Genomic DNA, 14,703 nt, shown 5'->3' on the forward strand with positions numbered 1-14,703 from the left:
ACTGCCGTCGGGCACCGAGATGGTGATGCCGGGCGACAACCTGAAGTTCAACGTCGAACTGATTGCACCGATCGCGATGGAAGAAAAACTGCGCTTCGCCATCCGCGAAGGCGGCCGCACCGTCGGTTCGGGCGTTGTGTCGAAAATCATCGAATAAGAACGCCTCACGTTCTTGACCGGAAAGGGCGTCCCCAGGGACGCCCTTTTTTGTATGCCACGCCGAAAGATGATCTGAGACGCACAAACAAACAGGTGACCAGGATCATCGAGCAGTCAGCGTCCGTGATCCAGCCCTGATCCAACGTTTCGCCGGATTTCCTCATCGTCCGTTCATGGTCGCGAGATATCCCAGGTGCCAGTCAGAGTGTGCCAAAGGGGAAACACGAATGAGTTGTGCATTTTGATTGATTCAGATCAATCATTGCCCGTGTCGAACCTGATTTGATGAGGTCGCCATCTAAAGCGCGCAGGGGGGCGGCAATACGTGTCGCATTGTCCGTGCCGCGTGAATGTTGAGGCAGATACCACCGCCACACAAAGCCAGTCTTGTCGCTCAAGCGAAAGGAAAAGAACACATGCATATCAAGTCGATTCTCATTGCTTCGGATCTGTCAGCACGGTCGGACCGGGCACTTCAACGTGGTTTCCTTCTGGCCAAGGAGCTCGGCGCTCGGGTCAAAGTGGTGTCGGTCATCGATGACAGTATTCCTGAAAATCTGGCCGCAGAACTGGTTGAAAGGTGCCGCGTCCATCTGGAGGCGTCGGCAAAAAGCCTCGCCGGGGATGTGCCATTCGAGGTTCAGGTCGAGATCGGCGATCCGATCCCGCGCCTGATCGAAGCCGTAAATTCTGCAGACGTCGATCTCGTGGTTGCCGGTCGGCACCGCGACCGGGGCATTCTGGACGGGTTTCGGCAGACCACGGTCGAGAGCGTGGTCGCGAAATCCTTTACGCCGGTGCTGCTGGTCACGGATCCGGTTCATGGCAGCTATGGCCGGGTGCTTTCGCCGGTGGCATTCTCTGCCGCCTGTCACCGCGCGGTTCGGACCGCGCACTGCATCGCGCCCGACGCGGCGTTTCGGCTTTTCCATCTCTGGATGGCACCGTTCCAGGGTCTGACCGGCGGGAGATCGTCGGATTTCGCGCGCGAGGTGCAACGCGAAACCGAGGCACAGGCTGAGGCCTGGGCTGAAGGGCTTCCTGCCGCGCTCCCCAAGACCGAACTTGTGCATGACGGGTATGGTTCAGGGTGCCAAAAAGAGATCAGCGCCTACAAGCCTGACCTGATCGCGGTTGGCGCGAACACGCGCAGTCTGTCTTTCACCGGTCTGGGTTCTTTCACAGCCGAGCTTCTGCGGACCCCACCCACCGACCTGCTGATCGCGCGGGGGGCGGAAATCTGAGCCGACCACAGCTTAATCAACTTCATGTATGTGCCAACGGAAAGGGCGTCCCTCGGGACGCCCTTTTTTGTGTTGATTGGTGTGGTGATGGATGATGTCGTTACCCATCCAGACGTTTGACGACGTGATCGGCAAAGGCCGCGATCATTCCGTCATAATATTCCTTGCTGTCCGTGGTCAGTGCTGTCACGTCGAACCCTTCGGGCAGGAACAGGATCGCCTGATCGAACGCCACCGACAGGTCATAGGTCTCGAACTTGGAGTTATCGTTCGGGCTGAGGATCTTCACACGGCCTGACAGGGATGAATCGGCAACGCCGGCTGCGTTTTGCAGGGTGTTCGCCAGTTCAATTTCATCAATATCGATGCTGATGCGCACACCTTCATCATCAGTGCGGCCCACAAGGCGTTCGACAATGGCGTTTTCAAGATCATCCTCGATCATGGTCCAATGCGCGGCGGCATTGGCGTTGGCCAGGTCTTCCAGCTCGACGTCGACATCGACCTCTTTCACCATGGTCATGTCGTCAGCAAAAGCGGGTGCTGTCAGCATCGAGGCAGCCAGCAGGCCGGCGGTAAGGGTCTTGTATGTCATCATCGGATTTCTCCTTTGTTGTAACGCGGCGCTGTGTTGCGCCAGTCGACCACCCAACGCGGACCCCGAGAGATGGTTCCATCTTCCGCTGCACCACATAGGCAAGAATTTGCCTTGTTTGTGCCTGATAGGCGCAGTAACGACCTGAGATGGGCGTGTATTGCACGTTGCAAACTGCCCTGATTGATCGCCATAGGGATGACAGTTTTGGTCTTTCTTGTTTCCATCGCCATTCTTTCAACAGTCTATTCGATTGCAGCGCTGCTGGTGCCTGAATGGGCGGATATCCTGTTGCTGGCGGGGCCAATCGCGGGGGCGAGCATCTTCTTGCTGCTGAAACGGTTTTTGTCACGACCGCGCAGGCCGGTCGTGGATGCGCCTGCCCCGAAAAAGCGGCGTCGCGGGGCATCATTGAAAAAGCGTGGTCAAACACGCAGCCCAGCCGTGACGGAGCGTCGCCTGACACGCGCTTCTGCCACGCGTAAGTGGGTTATCGTTGACGGGTCGAACGTCATGCACTGGCAGGATGGTGATCCCAGCTTTCAACCGTTGCGTGACGTTGCAGCGCGCCTTGTCGCGGGCGGGTATTCTCCGCATTTCTTTTTTGACGCGAACGCAGGGTATATTCTGGCAGATCGCTATCTGCATGACCGGGATTTTGAAAAGATGCTGAACCTGCGTCGGGGCAAGGTCACGGTCGTTTCCAAGGGCACTGTGGCGGACCAGGCTATTCTTGGTGCCGCGCGCAAACTGAATGCCGTTGTCGTGACCAACGACCGATATCGTGATTGGGCCGATCAGTATCCAGAGGTCACACAGCAGGGCTTTCTGTTGAAGGGCAGATACGGCGCGCACGGGCTGCGGCTTGACGAAGCAGCCATGCAACCCGCCTATGCCTGACAGGCTATGCCACGGTCAGGTAAACTTGAGGCACCGGGCCACATTGCCCCTTGTCACACACAGCCAACCCCTGTAAGACGCGCGAGTTCGCTGGGGAAAGCGGCGTTGGCGGGATTCGGTCCCGCTTTTCGTTTTTTCCCGGGGTTCGACGAGGGCAGGGGGAATGAGCCACCTGTCGTCCTATCAACTCTCTGCCTGAAAGGGCGAATGCTATGACAAGTCAAAACATTCGTATCCGTCTGAAGGCGTTTGACTATCGCGTGCTGGATGCCTCCACACAAGAGATCGTCAACACTGCCAAACGGACCGGTGCAAACGTTCGCGGCCCCATCCCGCTGCCGAACAAGATCGAGAAGTTCACGGTTCTGCGTGGACCTCACGTTGACAAGAAATCCCGCGACCAGTTCGAGATCCGCACGCATAAGCGGCTGCTCGACATCGTTGACCCGACCCCGCAGACCGTGGACGCGCTGATGAAGCTCGACCTGGCTGCCGGTGTCGACGTTCAGATCTCGGTCTGAGGAGGGTATCGAAGATGCGCTCTGGAATTATCGCGAAGAAAGTCGGCATGACCCGGCTTTTCATGGAAGACGGCAAGCAGATCCCTGTGACCGTTCTTCAACTGGACAATCTGCAAGTTGTGGCCAACCGCACCGCGGAACAGGACGGTTACACCGCTGTTCAGCTGGGTGCAGGTGACGCCAAGGCAAAACGCACCTCGAAACCGATGCGCGGCTATTTCGCCAAGGCGGGCGTGGCTCCGAAGCGCAAGCTGGTGGAGTTCCGCGTCGACGCCGACAACCTGATCGCCGTGGGCGAAGAGATCTCGGCCGAGCACTATGTGGAAGGTCAGAAGGTCGATGTCGCAGGCACGTCGATTGGTAAAGGCTTTGCCGGTGCCATGAAGCGTCACAACTTCGGCGGTCTGCGTGCCTCGCACGGTGTGTCGATCAGCCACCGTTCGCACGGCTCGACCGGTCAGTGTCAAGACCCCGGCCGCGTGTTCAAAGGCAAGAAAATGGCCGGCCACATGGGCTCGGTCCGCGTGACCACGCAGAACCTGGAAGTCGTGAAGACCGATGCCGAACGCGGCCTGGTGTTCATCAAGGGCGCTGTTCCCGGCTCGAAAGGTGGCTGGGTCACCGTGAAGGACGCCGTGAAGAAGAAGCTGCCCGAGAACGTTCCGTTCCCGGCGGCGCTGAAATCGGCTGCAACCGCTGCAACAGAAGTTCCTGCGGAAGAAGCACCCGCGGAAGGTGGTGAAGCATGAAACTTGATGTAATCAAACTGGACGGCAAGAAAGCCGGTTCGGTCGAGCTGGACGAGGCCCTGTTCGGTCTTGAGCCGCGCGCCGACATTCTGCACCGTGTGGTCCGCTGGCAGCGCAACAACGCGCAAGCCGGTACCCACAAGGTCAAGACGCGTTCGGAAACCAGCTATTCGACCAAGAAGATCTATCGCCAGAAGGGCACCGGCGGCGCACGCCACGGTGACCGTAACGCACCGATCTTCCGTAAAGGTGGTATCTATAAGGGTCCGACCCCGCGTTCGCACGGCCACGACCTGACCAAGAAATTCCGCAAGCTGGGTCTGAAACATGCCCTGTCCGCCAAGGCGAAAGCCGGCGAACTGGTCGTGATCGAGGACGCCGCTTCGGAAGGTAAAACCGCCGCTCTGGCCAAGCAGGTCAAGGACCTGGGCTGGAAACGTGCTCTGGTCATCGACGGTGCCGAGGTGAACGAGAACTTTGCACGTGCTGCAAAGAACATCGAAGGCCTGGACATCCTGCCGACCATGGGCGCCAACGTCTATGACATCCTGAAACGTGACACGCTTGTGCTCACCAAAGCAGGTGTCGAAGCTCTGGAGGCTCGCCTGAAATGACCGATAAAGCTGCACTCTACGACGTGATCCGCAAGCCGCTCATCACCGAGAAAGCAACCATGGCATCCGAAAACGGTGCGGTTGTGTTCGAAGTGTCGATGGACGCCAACAAGCCGCAGATCAAGGAAGCTGTCGAAACCCTGTTCGGTGTGAAGGTGAAAGCCGTCAACACGTCGATCACCAAGGGTAAAGTCAAACGCTTCCGCGGCCAGTTGGGCAAGCGCAAGGACGTCAAGAAAGCCTATGTGACCCTGGAAGAGGGCAACACGATCGACGTGACCACTGGTCTCTGATTGCTAGGCAGACGTGAGACATTGAAAGCCCCTGCCGAAAGGTGGGGGCTTTTTCTTTTGAGGGGCAATGTTTGCTTTGAGCCCATTTCGACCGCTCCCGAAATTCAATCAATAGCCGTCCGCTACATCAAATTCTGGAAAGGCCAGCGTTTGTGTTCAGCAGGAACTGCGAGAATATTGGGCTGCTGGCTGCCCCGATTTCTCGAGCATTATGTCCAACATTTCCAGCTTCGATCTGGGGTTCAATCAGACCGCGCTTGTCCTGATTGACCAAATAGCGTCGGGTTCGTTCAACCAATTCCTTCCGCACTTCGGAAGGGAAAGCCCCATCAATAAGGATGGTTTCAAAATCAACAACCGAGCAAATCGACAACGAGGCTTTTGCTAGTTCTTGCGCCGTCTGGCCAATCCATGGTTCGACATGCCGCGACAAGCCGCTCCAGTCCTGTGGCTGTTGCCAAAGTGCAGTTGGATCAACACCGGCTTCTATTAGGCGCGCTTCCAAAAGATGTATTGAGGCGACATCGATCAGTTGCTGCGCCTCGCCAAGGGGGCCTGTACTCCGCATAGATCCTAACGCACCGGCGTTGCCTCGGTTGCCTTCAAAGACAGTTCCGTTCAGGACAACACCTCCTCCGATGAAAGATCCGATGAAGAAATAGGCATAGTCACGAAACTCCCGCCCACCTCCATACAGGTGCTCTGCGTGGCAGGCAGCCGTGGCGTCGTTGACAACAAATACGGGAAGACTGCTGAACGCCCCAACCTTGGCCACGAAATCAATGTCTTTCCACGAGCGGAACTTCTCGGCTGCCAGACCGGCAAGATCGTGCCACTTCCACAGTTCGAAAGGTGTGCCAATACCAATGCCGCAGACGCGGTGCCGTAATGCCGAAGGAAGGGTGCCCAGAAGCGTTTCCAGCCCCTCATTTAGAAAGCCGAATACCGCATCCGGCATGGGATAGTCATACGAGGTATGAAGCTGTCCACGCACATTCCCTGAGAAATCCAGCAAAAGAAGATCTGCACTTCTGCGTCCGATTTTGAGGCCAATGGACAATACACCGTCGGGATCCAGTTCAATCGGGATGGACGGCTTACCAACCTTCCCTCTGACAGGATCACCCCGCCGCACCAGACCATCTTCTTCAAGGTTGCGCAGGATGGTCGACACGGTTGGTTTGGACAGCCCAGTGCGCCGCGCCAGATCGGCGGCGGGTACGGCGCGATGACGCTGAAGAACCGTAAGGATCAGACGCTCGTTGTGATCGCGGATGCCGCGTTGGTTCACACCGGCGCTTTGCCCTTTAATGCTGTTTCCATCCATGCTGCGGACCATAGTCGCCTACCTTCTGAATTTAAAGGTAAACCAAATTTATTAGTTAGTAAAGTTTACAAACTAATTGACACGGCCAACAGAATCGGGCTTCCTAGGGTCAGACCTGCAGTTCTGAACAAGCAGGCCTGGATTGCGGGAGGAGCCCTGTCCAGAACCCAAGTAGATTCTCGTGGGAGGAAAACATGAAAACCCTGATGACCACTTCAGCGCTGGCCATGACTGTAATGGCGGGTGCTGCACATGCTGAAACCAACGCTTGTTTGATCACCAAGACCGACACCAACCCGTTCTTTGTGAAAATGAAAGAAGGCGCGTCTGAAGCTGCCGAGGCGAACGGTATCAACCTGTCGACCTTTGCCGGTAAATATGATGGCGACGTTGAAACCCAAGTTGCTGCGGTTGAGACCTGTATCGCTTCTGGTGCAAAGGGCATCCTGATCACCCCGACCGACAGCCGTGCGCTGGTTCCGGTCATCACTCAGGCGCGTGAAGCTGGTGCTCTTGTCATCGCGCTGGACACCCAGTTTGAACCCGCCGATGCGGCCGATGCGACCTTTGCCACCGACAACTTCAAGGCTGGTGTTTTGATTGGCGAGTGGGCCAAGGCGAAAATGGGCGACGCAGCTGCGGACGCCAAGATTGCTTTGCTGGACCTGAATGCCTCGGAAATTTCGGTTGATTACCAGCGCGACAATGGCTTCCTGCATGGCTTTGGCATCGACATCAAAGACCCGACCGACATTGGTGACGAAGACGATCCCCGCATCGTTGGCAATGACGTGACGGATGGATCGCCTGATGGTGGCCGCACCGCAATGGAGAACCTTCTGCAGGTCGATCCTGACATCAACCTTGTCTACACCATCAACGAGCCCGCCGCCGCAGGCGCATACGAAGCGTTGAAATCCTTCGGTAAGGAAGAAGGCGTTCTGATCGTTTCGGTTGACGGTGGTTGCCCCGGCGTTCGGGACATCGCGGGCGGCGTGATTGGCGCCACTTCGATGCAGTTCCCGCTGCTGATGGCGTCCAAAGGTATCGAGGCAATCAAGAACTTCGCTGAAACCGGTGAGAAGCCGCAAAACAGCGAAGGTCTGGACTTCTACAACACGGGCGTCGAGCTGATCACCGACACACCTGTCGAAGGTGTACCTTCGATCACATCGGCCGAAGGCCTGGAAAAGTGCTGGGGCTGATCCTCACCTAGCTTCTGTGGCGGGGCGCGTGTGCGCCCTGCCGTTATTCCCCGTTTCTTTGACGAAATCTGCAGCCACCGCTACGCTCGCTGGCAAGGGAGAGAGTCATGTCCAATACATCGACATCAGCCCAAAAAGGGCAAGACTTCGAAAAGACCTTGGATCAAAGCGATACCAAGGTTGCGTCATTTGAAGTCAAACACCACACCCTGCTGGAGCGCATTCAGCATCTACTTCATAACAACCCAACGTTGGTTCCTGTGATCGTTCTGATCATCAGCCTGATTGCCTTTGGACTGATCGCAGGCGGTAAGTTCTTTTCGGCCTTCAACCTCAGCCTGATCCTGCAACAGGTGTCGATCATTGGCATCCTGGCAGCCGCGCAATCGCTGATCATCCTAACCGCAGGCATCGACCTTTCGGTTGCTGCAATCATGGTTTTGATGTCGGTTGTGATGGGTAATCTGGCCGTATTCTCTGGCGTGCCGTCCGGCATTGCCATCATCATCGGCCTTGCTGGCGGCGTTGGCGCGGGTGTGATGAACGGTTGGTTCATCACCAAAGTCAAATTGCCCCCATTCATCACCACGCTGGGGACGTGGTCCATCTTCTATGCGCTGCTTCTGTGGCTTTCAGGTGCGCAGTCCATCCGTGGACAGGATATCGACGCCGAGGCACCGTTCCTGAAGTTCTTCGGCGCGACCTTCAACCTTGGCGGGGCGCGGATCACGCTGAGTGCGCTTTTGATGATCGTTGTTTTCGTGGTGCTTTGGTACATGCTGAACAAGACCGCTTGGGGGCGTCATGTCTATGCGATTGGCGACGACAAAGAGGCCGCGGATATGTCCGGTATCCGTACGGATCGCACGCTGCTGTCCGTTTATGGTTTGGCCGGGTTCGTCTGTGCGCTTGCAGGTTGGGCTTCGATTGGCCGTGTTGGTTCGATCTCGCCGCAGTCCTTTTACGAAGGCAACCTGGACTCGATCACTGCTGTGGTTATCGGAGGCATCTCGCTTTTCGGTGGACGCGGGTCGATCATGGGTGCCTTGTTTGGCGCTTTGATCGTGGGCGTCTTCCGCTCGGGCCTTCGCCTATCGGGTGTTGACGTGCTGTGGCAGGTCTTCGCCATCGGTTGGCTCATCATCATCGCGGTCGCTATCGACCAATGGATCAGAAGGGTATCGGCATAATGACTACTCCTGTTGTTCAAGCCCGCGGAATCGTGAAGCGCTATGGCCACGTGACCGCGATCGACCACTCAGATTTCGAACTGCGCCCGGGTGAAGTCCTGGCGGTGATCGGAGACAACGGGGCCGGTAAATCCTCGATCGTCAAGGCGATCTGCGGTGCCACCATCCCCGACGAAGGTGAAATCCTGATCGAGGGGAAACCGGTCAAGTTTAACTCGCCCATCGAAGCGCGGGAAATGGGGATCGAGATCGTTTATCAGAACCTCGCCCTGTCGCCGGCGCTGTCAATTGCCGACAACATGTTCACCGGTCGCGAAATCCGCAAGGAAGGCTGGATGGGCAAGTATCTGCGAATGCTTGACAAACCCGCGATGGAGCAGTTCGCGCGTGACAAGCTGACCGAGCTGGGCCTGATGACGGTCCAGTCCATCAAGCAGCCGGTCGAGACGCTGTCGGGTGGTCAACGCCAAGGTGTCGCTGTGGCCCGCGCCGCAGCCTTCGCCACCAAGTTCATCATCATGGATGAACCGACGGCGGCCTTGGGGGTCAAGGAAAGCCGCAAGGTGTTGGAACTGATCCAAGACGTGCGTGCGCGTGGCATCCCGATCATCCTGATCAGTCACAACATGCCCCATGTGTTCGAGGTTGCGGACCGTATCCACATCCATCGTCTGGGCAAGCGACTGTGCACGATTGATCCCAAGGACTATACCATGTCCGACGCGGTTGCCTTCATGACCGGTGCCAAGGAGCCGCCCGCTCAGGACGTGGCATGAGCACCTGAAATAATGACCAAGGCGTTGCTGGACCGTGTGCTGGCAGCGCCTTGTGCATTTCGTTCCTTTGTAAGGACTTCGTCCGCAGAACAGTCCTTGTGACTTTGGAGACCAGCCATGGCTCAAAACTTTCTACAACCACTTACGGGCTCTTTTGCGAAGCCCGCGGGTGAAAACCCAACGGTGGCCATGATCGAAGCAGCATTTCATCATCATGGATTGGACTGGCGATATATGAATTGCGAGGTCGCCCCAGAGGATCTTGGCAATGCGGTCAAAGGCGCGCGGGCAATGGGCTGGCGCGGCTTCAATTGCTCTATCCCGCACAAAGTGGCTGTGATTGAGCACCTTGACGGGTTGGGCCAGTCGGCCGAAATCATCGGTGCAGTCAATACCGTGGTTCGGCAGCCTGATGGTCGGTTGATCGGTGAGAATACGGATGGGAAGGGGTTCGTCCGTGCATTGTCTGCCGTTATAGAACCACGCGGAAAGCGCGTTGTTTTGCTTGGGGCAGGAGGAGCCGCGCGTGCGGTCGCGGTCGAAATGGCGTTGGCTGGTGTTTCTCATATCACCGTGGTCAACCGAAGCCGCAATCGAGGCGAGGAAGTGACCCGTTTGATTGACACCCAAACCCCTGCCAACGCCGATCTTCAGCCTTGGGACAGTACCTTTTCAATACCGGCGGACACCGACATCGTGGTCAATGCAACATCGATTGGACTTTACCCGGATGTCGATGCTGAACCGGATATTGAATACGGAAGCCTGACCTCGGACATGGTTGTTGCGGACGGTATCCACAATCCACCTATGACAAAGCTGCTCAAGGCTGCGAGCGCGCGGGGTTGCCAGACCGTGGACGGTCTTAGCATGTTGGTCGGGCAGGGGGTGATCGGCCTGAAATACTGGACCGGTATTGATGCTGACGCCGACGTAATGCGCAATGCGCTTCTGGAGCTTGAATTATGACCAAAGTGCCGCAGCCTAATCAGTTGGCCCAGACGCGCGCGCGCGGGCGCCAGCAAGAAAGGGGTGCTGATTTCCCCAGTTCAAGTCACCCTATGAACGACCCGAACGAAATCGCCGAGACGCTGCTGGACAAGATCCTAGCAGCGCCTTCTTCGGGTCGGCGTAAAGTCGTCGCCATCGTGGGTCCGCCTGCGTCGGGAAAATCAACCCTATCCAAGGTGCTGGCCAAACGATTAACGGCCAAAGGATGCGCTTCGGCGGTTGTCCCGATGGACGGCTTTCACCTTGATAATCAAGTGCTGTCGTCCTTGGGATTGCTGGCACGAAAAGGGTCACCTGATACTTTCGACGCCGGAGGAATGCTTCGGATGGTGAACGCGCTGCCTGATGCAAAACAGCTGTTCTATCCCACCTTTGACCGCGACGAAGATTTTGCAAGGGCAGGGGCCGGTATGATCGACAGCACGTGCGAATGCGTCATTGTCGAAGGGAACTATCTGCTGTTTGACGCACCCATTTGGAAAGAGCTGCCTAAATACTGGGACGTCTCGGTTCGATTGCAGGTTCCCTTTGAGATCTTGCAGCGCCGACTGGTCCAACGGTGGCTTGATTTCGGCCTATCGCCTGATCAGGCAGAAAGACGGGCCATGGAAAATGATATCCCGAACGCAAGGCTGCTTGAAGAGCACATGCTGCCTGCATCAATCACGATATAACAAGAAAGGCTCCACCATGATCCTTTGCTGCGGCGAAGCCCTGATCGATATGATCCCGACCCCGACAGCGGCGGGCCCGGACGGGTTTGTACCTCATTCCGGCGGGGCAGTCTTCAACACGGCGATTGCGTTGGGACGGTTGGGGGCACAGACCGGGATGCTGACGGGGTTGTCGACGGATATGTTTGGGCAACAACTGAAGGATTCACTTGCGGCCAGCCATGTGGACACCTCGCTGGCTATCCGATCTGACAGACCTTCAACCTTGGCCTTTGTGCGCCTTGTGGACGGCCACGCCACCTATAGCTTCTTTGACGAAAGCTCGGCTGGCCGTATGTTGCAGCCCGATGATATGCCAAATCTGCCGCACGAGATCTCGGCTCTGTTTTTCGGCGGGATCAGCCTTGCTTGCGAGCCCGCAGCCGACACCTATGCCGCGTTGCTAGAGCGCGAAGCGCAAGGGCGCGCGGTCATGATCGACCCTAATATTCGCCCCGGTTTCATCAAGGATATCGACCGCTACCGCACCCGGCTGGGCCGCATGGTCGCGCGGGCGGATATTGTAAAGGTCTCTGACGAAGACCTGAATTGGCTGCTACCCACCCCGCTGCCCCTGTCAGCAAAGGTATCTACGCTTCTCGGCAATGGACCATCGGTTGTGATCCTGACCCGTGGTGGCGACGGCGCGACCGGGTTCCTTTCAAGTGGCGACGAGGTTCACGTCGACGCAGTGCGTGCGGATGTCACCGATACCGTTGGCGCCGGTGATACCTTCAATGCTGGCTTTCTAGCTAAGCTGTCGGAACTCGGAAGGCTCACAAAGCCCAGATTAGCGGACTTAAAGCGCGAAGACCTGAAGCAAGCCATGGAGCACGGCGCCAAAGTCGCAGCCGTGACCGTAACTCGCTCTGGCGCCAATCCTCCTTGGGCGGGAGAGCTTTAGTCAGCTAGCGGTACTATTTGAATGGCATCAGCGACGATACACCAATGTCGGTTCGCCGCGAGCCTAGGTAGTTCGCTTAGAAGTCTTGAGTATCCGCGATATTTGAAAACCTGATTGGGTTGCTGCAAATGTGCGGTCATTCTGTCGAAAGAAATCGCTACTTCTGAATGACAGTTCGGATGACATCAGCTGCTATACGGCTAGCAATGCTCAGCAGCTGCGATCGAATGCTGCGCCAGAAATAGCTGCAAGTGCAGAAGTCCGGTTTGTCCCGCATAGCAGACTAACAGGCACACAGAGGGATAAGGCTGGGGCCTAAACCCCAACCTTCACAATCGCTTCTGCCAAGATCGGCACGGTTTCCTCATTCAGCCCCGCGATATTCATCCGAGAGTCGCCCACCATATAGATGCCGTGATCGACGCGCAGCGCCTCGACCTGTTCGGGTGTGGCGCCGAGGCGCGAGAACATGCCGCGGTGGTCGGCGATGAAGCCGAAGCGGTCTGACCCGGTCCGGGCGCGCAGTTCGCCTGCCAGTTGCTCGCGCAGTTTCAGCATACCTGTGCGGACTTCTTCCAACTCTGCCATCCAGTCCGCCTTCAACCCTTCATCTTCAAGGATCATGGTCACCAGACGGGCGCCGTGATCGGGGGGGAAGCTGAAGTTCTGGCGGTTCAGGTGGGTCAGGTTCTGCTGGGTGATCCCGGCCTGCTGGGCGTTGTCCGAGATGCCCACCAGAAGCCCGGTGCGTTCGCGGTAGATGCCGAAGTTTTTCGAACAGCTTGCTGCGATCAACGCTTCCGGCACCGTCTGCGCGATCAGGCGCACGCCAGCGGCGTCTTCTTCCAGACCGTCACCGAAGCCCTGATAGGCGATGTCGATCAGGGGCGTTGCACCCTTCTCGACGATCAGCGCGGCGACCTCTTTCCACTGGGGCAGGGTCAGGTTGGCGCCGGTCGGGTTGTGGCAGCAGCCGTGCAACAGCACCGCGTCACCGGCCTTCACGCCCTTCAGGTCTTCCATCATCCCATCGAAATCAACCGCGCGGCTTTCATTGTCGAAATAGCGGTACTCGGTCATGTTCACGCCAAGATGCTTGATGATCGAGGGGTGGTTGGGCCATGTCGGTGCCGACAGCCAGATCGTGGCGTCGGGCGAGGCCATCTTGATCAGCTCGACCGCCTGGTGGATGGCCCCCGTGCCACCCGGTTGGGCCGCCATCGACAGGCGGTCAGCCGGAACGCTGTCAGCCAGAACAAGGTCGGACAGGGCGTGCCCGAAGGCCGGATCGCCCGCCAGCCCGGTATAGGACTTTGTGCTTTCAAGTTCCCACAGCACCTTTTCCGCCGCTTTCACGGCGCGCATCACGGGGGTTACGCCTTGCGGGTTCTTGTAAACACCAACACCCAGGTCGATCTTCCCCTCGCGCGGGTCTTCGCGATACTGGCTCATCAGCGCCATGATCTTGTCTTTGGGCTGTTCTTTGAGGTTCGTGAACATCGTCATTCTCCGGTTTCGACTTTCAGGTCGTTATACATGCCCCACTCGGCCCAGCTTCCGTCATAGACGGCGTGGCGATCATGGCCAAGCCGCTCAAGCGCCAGGGCAAGGATCGCAGCGGTGACGCCCGATCCGCAGGTCAGGATTGCGGGTTTGCGAAGGTCCACCCTGCTGCTTTCAAAGATGGTGCGCAACTCGTCCGTCGATTTCATCGTACCGTCATCGTTCAGCAAGGTGGCAAAGGGCACGTTCTTAGAGTTCGGAATGTGACCCGTGCGCAGACCTTCGCGCGGTTCGGGGGCTTCACCGCGAAACCGCTCGGCGGAGCGGGCGTCAATGATCTGGTGATCGCCCAGCTTCGATGCCGCCGCGACCTGCGTGACATCCTTGACCATATGCGCTTGCCTTGCGACGGTCATATGCCGGTCACGCACAACCGGGGGCAGGTCTTCGACCGGGTGCCCTTCGGCCTGCCATTTCGGAAAACCGCCATCCAGCACCGCGATGTCCTTGTGACCCATCAGCCGGAACATCCACCACACGCGCGCCGCGGAAAACAGGCCCATCCCGTCATAGACAACGATCTGATGCCCATCGCCGATACCCATCGTCCGCACACGCGACATGAACTTTTCAACCGGGGGCATCATGTGGGGAAGGTCCGACCGCAGGTCTGCAATCTCGTCAATGTCAAAATACCGCGCACCGGGAATATGGGCTGCGTCGTATTCAGCCCGCGCATCGCGATCCATGTCCGGCATATACCAACTGGCGTCGATGATGCGCAGGTCCGGGTCTTTCAGATGCTTGGCAAGCCAGTCGGTTGAAACCAGCGTTCTCGGGTCGCTATGCGGCATGACTTTCCCTCCGGTCAGTTTGCATAACTGCCTAGTGTGCAGGGCGCAATTACGCAAGACTGCGCGCGCAAACATCGGATGGGCGCTGGAAAAAAGGGAAGGCCGAAGCCTTCCCTTCCACTGGTTATCAAATCACTTGCTGCCA

At 57.5% G+C, this 14,703-nt stretch carries 17 protein-coding genes; 13 read left to right on the forward strand and 4 right to left on the reverse strand.

Annotated features, from left to right (window positions below):
• The coding region (locus tag IE188_RS07875) for an EF-Tu C-terminal domain-related protein (protein ID WP_456057514.1) at positions 1-157 on the forward strand (157 nt) is incomplete at its 5' end.
• Positions 158-575: 418 nt separating this feature from the next.
• Positions 576-1,403, forward strand: coding sequence for a universal stress protein (locus IE188_RS07880; RefSeq protein WP_191285948.1), 828 nt, complete (start codon positions 576-578; stop codon positions 1,401-1,403).
• Between the two features lie 100 nt (positions 1,404-1,503).
• On the opposite strand, the gene IE188_RS07885 is transcribed toward IE188_RS07880, so the two are convergent.
• Positions 1,504-2,001 (reverse strand): hypothetical protein, encoded by a 498-nt coding sequence (locus IE188_RS07885; protein ID WP_191285949.1) that lies wholly within the window; start codon positions 1,999-2,001, stop codon positions 1,504-1,506.
• Between the two features lie 204 nt (positions 2,002-2,205).
• Here IE188_RS07885 and IE188_RS07890 point away from each other — a divergent pair, with 204 nt between their 5' ends.
• From IE188_RS07890 to IE188_RS07910, 5 genes are all read left to right on the forward strand, one after another.
• A complete protein-coding gene (locus IE188_RS07890) occupies positions 2,206-2,898 on the forward strand; it encodes an NYN domain-containing protein (protein ID WP_191285950.1) in 693 nt (230 codons plus the stop codon).
• 212 nt (positions 2,899-3,110) lie between these two features.
• Positions 3,111-3,419, forward strand: coding sequence for a 30S ribosomal protein S10 (rpsJ, locus tag IE188_RS07895; RefSeq protein ID WP_091428130.1), 309 nt, complete (start codon positions 3,111-3,113; stop codon positions 3,417-3,419).
• 14 nt (positions 3,420-3,433) lie between these two features.
• The gene (gene rplC, locus IE188_RS07900; protein ID WP_191285951.1) at positions 3,434-4,168 is read left to right on the forward strand and encodes a 50S ribosomal protein L3; all 735 of its coding nucleotides are present in this window, start codon (positions 3,434-3,436) and stop codon (positions 4,166-4,168) included.
• Complete coding sequence (rplD, locus tag IE188_RS07905) at positions 4,165-4,782, forward strand: 50S ribosomal protein L4 (protein WP_191285952.1); 618 nt, start codon at positions 4,165-4,167, stop codon at positions 4,780-4,782. Before rplC ends, rplD begins: the two co-directional genes overlap by 4 nt.
• Positions 4,779-5,075 (forward strand): 50S ribosomal protein L23, encoded by a 297-nt coding sequence (locus IE188_RS07910; protein WP_191285953.1) that lies wholly within the window; start codon positions 4,779-4,781, stop codon positions 5,073-5,075. Before rplD ends, IE188_RS07910 begins: the two co-directional genes overlap by 4 nt.
• Before the next feature lie 127 nt (positions 5,076-5,202).
• Here IE188_RS07910 and IE188_RS07915 read toward each other — a convergent pair whose 3' ends face one another.
• Positions 5,203-6,414, reverse strand: a complete 1,212-nt coding sequence (locus tag IE188_RS07915; protein WP_229836643.1) for an ROK family transcriptional regulator — start codon at positions 6,412-6,414, stop codon at positions 5,203-5,205.
• 182 nt (positions 6,415-6,596) lie between these two features.
• On the opposite strand from IE188_RS07915, the gene IE188_RS07920 reads away from it, so the two are divergent.
• From IE188_RS07920 to IE188_RS07945, 6 genes are all read left to right on the forward strand, one after another.
• A complete protein-coding gene (locus tag IE188_RS07920) occupies positions 6,597-7,607 on the forward strand; it encodes a sugar ABC transporter substrate-binding protein (protein ID WP_191285954.1) in 1,011 nt (336 codons plus the stop codon).
• 107 nt (positions 7,608-7,714) lie between these two features.
• Positions 7,715-8,797, forward strand: coding sequence for an ABC transporter permease (locus IE188_RS07925; protein WP_191285955.1), 1,083 nt, complete (start codon positions 7,715-7,717; stop codon positions 8,795-8,797).
• Entirely contained in the window at positions 8,773-9,573 is an 801-nt protein-coding gene (locus IE188_RS07930) for an ATP-binding cassette domain-containing protein (RefSeq protein ID WP_191285956.1), read from the forward strand. The genes IE188_RS07925 and IE188_RS07930 overlap by 25 nt, the downstream gene beginning before the upstream one ends.
• A 117-nt stretch (positions 9,574-9,690) precedes the next feature.
• On the forward strand, positions 9,691-10,542 hold the full coding sequence (aroE, locus tag IE188_RS07935) for a shikimate dehydrogenase (RefSeq protein ID WP_191285957.1): 852 nt from the start codon (positions 9,691-9,693) through the stop codon (positions 10,540-10,542).
• Positions 10,539-11,258, forward strand: coding sequence for an AAA family ATPase (locus IE188_RS07940; protein WP_229836644.1), 720 nt, complete (start codon positions 10,539-10,541; stop codon positions 11,256-11,258). Before aroE ends, IE188_RS07940 begins: the two co-directional genes overlap by 4 nt.
• A 16-nt stretch (positions 11,259-11,274) precedes the next feature.
• A complete protein-coding gene (locus IE188_RS07945; protein ID WP_191285958.1) occupies positions 11,275-12,201 on the forward strand; it encodes a carbohydrate kinase family protein in 927 nt (308 codons plus the stop codon).
• A 315-nt stretch (positions 12,202-12,516) separates the two neighbouring features.
• On the opposite strand, the gene IE188_RS07950 is transcribed toward IE188_RS07945, so the two are convergent.
• Both IE188_RS07950 and sseA read right to left on the reverse strand, forming a co-directional pair.
• Positions 12,517-13,701, reverse strand: a complete 1,185-nt coding sequence (locus tag IE188_RS07950) for an amino acid aminotransferase (protein ID WP_191285959.1) — start codon at positions 13,699-13,701, stop codon at positions 12,517-12,519.
• A gap of 2 nt (positions 13,702-13,703) precedes the next feature.
• A complete protein-coding gene (gene sseA / locus IE188_RS07955; RefSeq protein WP_191285960.1) occupies positions 13,704-14,558 on the reverse strand; it encodes a 3-mercaptopyruvate sulfurtransferase in 855 nt (284 codons plus the stop codon).
• Positions 14,559-14,703: the final 145 nt, after the last annotated feature.

Origin of the sequence: Aliiroseovarius zhejiangensis, assembly GCF_014656375.1 — a bacterium.
GTDB classification, from domain to species: Bacteria; Pseudomonadota; Alphaproteobacteria; order Rhodobacterales; family Rhodobacteraceae; genus Aliiroseovarius; species Aliiroseovarius zhejiangensis.

Excerpts from the sequence above, each read along its gene's own strand:
- IE188_RS07920 (WP_191285954.1), top strand. The coding sequence starts at position 6,597 with ATGAAAACCCTGATGACCACTTCAGCGCTGGCCATGACTGTAATGGCG.
- aroE (WP_191285957.1), top strand. The coding sequence starts at position 9,691 with ATGGCTCAAAACTTTCTACAACCACTTACGGGCTCTTTTGCGAAGCCC.
- rplD (WP_191285952.1), top strand. The coding sequence starts at position 4,165 with ATGAAACTTGATGTAATCAAACTGGACGGCAAGAAAGCCGGTTCGGTC.
- IE188_RS07925 (WP_191285955.1), top strand. The coding sequence starts at position 7,715 with ATGTCCAATACATCGACATCAGCCCAAAAAGGGCAAGACTTCGAAAAG.
- IE188_RS07880 (WP_191285948.1), top strand. The coding sequence starts at position 576 with ATGCATATCAAGTCGATTCTCATTGCTTCGGATCTGTCAGCACGGTCG.
- IE188_RS07930 (WP_191285956.1), top strand. The coding sequence starts at position 8,773 with ATGGATCAGAAGGGTATCGGCATAATGACTACTCCTGTTGTTCAAGCC.
- IE188_RS07910 (WP_191285953.1), top strand. The coding sequence starts at position 4,779 with ATGACCGATAAAGCTGCACTCTACGACGTGATCCGCAAGCCGCTCATC.
- IE188_RS07915 (WP_229836643.1), bottom strand. The coding sequence starts at position 6,414 with ATGGTCCGCAGCATGGATGGAAACAGCATTAAAGGGCAAAGCGCCGGT.
- IE188_RS07940 (WP_229836644.1), top strand. The coding sequence starts at position 10,539 with ATGACCAAAGTGCCGCAGCCTAATCAGTTGGCCCAGACGCGCGCGCGC.
- sseA (WP_191285960.1), bottom strand. The coding sequence starts at position 14,558 with ATGCCGCATAGCGACCCGAGAACGCTGGTTTCAACCGACTGGCTTGCC.
- rplC (WP_191285951.1), top strand. The coding sequence starts at position 3,434 with ATGCGCTCTGGAATTATCGCGAAGAAAGTCGGCATGACCCGGCTTTTC.
- IE188_RS07950 (WP_191285959.1), bottom strand. The coding sequence starts at position 13,701 with ATGTTCACGAACCTCAAAGAACAGCCCAAAGACAAGATCATGGCGCTG.
- IE188_RS07945 (WP_191285958.1), top strand. The coding sequence starts at position 11,275 with ATGATCCTTTGCTGCGGCGAAGCCCTGATCGATATGATCCCGACCCCG.
- rpsJ (WP_091428130.1), top strand. The coding sequence starts at position 3,111 with ATGACAAGTCAAAACATTCGTATCCGTCTGAAGGCGTTTGACTATCGC.
- IE188_RS07885 (WP_191285949.1), bottom strand. The coding sequence starts at position 2,001 with ATGATGACATACAAGACCCTTACCGCCGGCCTGCTGGCTGCCTCGATG.